Genomic DNA, 1,393 nt, shown 5'->3' with positions numbered 1-1,393 from the left:
CCGCTTTGCGACCTGCTCATCCGCGGTATACGGATCTATCTTGCGGCGGAGCGTCCGGTGCAATGGCTCTTCAATGGCAACGATAGGGAAGGCAGGCCCGTCGCGCTGTCCGCCAACGGCGTACAGTGGGTGGTGAAACAGGCCAGGCAACATAGCGGCATCGCAAAAGAAGTGACCACCCATGGCCTGCGCCACACCTATGCCACGCACCTGTTGGAAATGGGGATGGACATCATGGGCCTCAAGGATCTTCTGGGCCACGTGGACATCCAGACCACCATGGTGTACCTGCACGTGTCACAACACTGCGAACGCTCCGTTTTCAGTCCGTTGGAGAAGCTCTACGGTCCCCGGTGATGGCACGGCCCCTGTACCAAGTGGCCGATGTACTGGAGCGCAACAGAGAAGGGCTGGCCGGCATCTGCGCCAACACCTGGCAGCTGCGCACCCTGCACGCCCTGCGCAAATGCAGGACCGCCGCGCTCGGCGGACACATCGACCGTTGCGACAATGCGCAGTGCGGGCGCTTGCAGCTGAGCTACAACAGTTGCCGCAACCGCCATTGCCCAAAATGCCAAGGCCACAAACGGGAAGAGTGGGTACGGGCAAGGGAAGCGGAACTGCTCAACGTGCCCTATTTCCATGTGGTCTTCACCCTTCCCGATACGCTGAACCGGCTGTGCCTGTGCGCCCCCGGGGAAATCTACGGCCTGCTCTTCAAAACGGCGTGGTCGGTGATCCGGGACTTTGGCAAGAACCCCAAGTTCCTGGGGGCGGATACCGGTATGGTGTCCGTACTGCACACTTGGGGACAGAACCTGAGCCTGCACCCGCACCTGCACTGTATCGTTCCCGGGGGCGGTGCCACGGTCAACGGAAAATGGAAACAGGCCAAGAACAAGGGCAAGTACCTGTTCCCCGTAAAGGCGATGGGCAAGGTCTTCAGGGCACGCTTTGTGGAAGGCCTGAGAAAGGGGTTCGACGAGCCCCCGTCGTTCTATGACGGACTCTTCGCCAAGGATTGGGTGGTGTATGCCAAACGCCCTTTTGCAGGCCCGAAACATGTGGTGGAATACTTGGGGCGATATACCCATAAGATCGCGATGAGCAACCACCGCATTACCTCCCTTGCCAATGGGCGGGTCGGTTTTACGGCCAAGGATTACCGAAAAGGAGGGGCAAGGACCACACTTGGCCTGAGCGATCAAGAGTTCATACGGCGCTTTGCTTTGCACATACTGCCCAAGGGTTTTGTGCGCATACGCCACTATGGTATCTTGAGCAGTGCCAAAAAGAAGATGGTACTGCCGCTGCTCATGGCCCAAATGGGCCGACCGGCCCCCAAACAAGAACCACCGCCCATATTGCACCGAAAGTGCCCTAGGTGCAAAGA

Annotated in this window: 2 protein-coding genes; both read left to right on the top strand. The window is 59.0% G+C overall.

Annotation, left to right across the window (positions count from 1 at the left end; all coding sequences use genetic code 11):
* A partial coding sequence (locus tag ACKWCC_RS19245; RefSeq protein WP_413997596.1) for a tyrosine-type recombinase/integrase occupies positions 1-357 on the top strand: 357 nt, incomplete at its 5' end.
* The coding region (locus ACKWCC_RS19240) for an IS91 family transposase (RefSeq protein WP_413997595.1) at positions 357-1,393 on the top strand (1,037 nt) is incomplete at its 3' end. The genes ACKWCC_RS19245 and ACKWCC_RS19240, both read left to right, overlap by 1 nt.

The organism is Maribacter aquimarinus (assembly GCF_047345505.1).
Classification (GTDB): Bacteria; Bacteroidota; Bacteroidia; order Flavobacteriales; family Flavobacteriaceae; genus Maribacter.
This window is presented reverse-complemented; position numbering and strand designations above follow the sequence as displayed.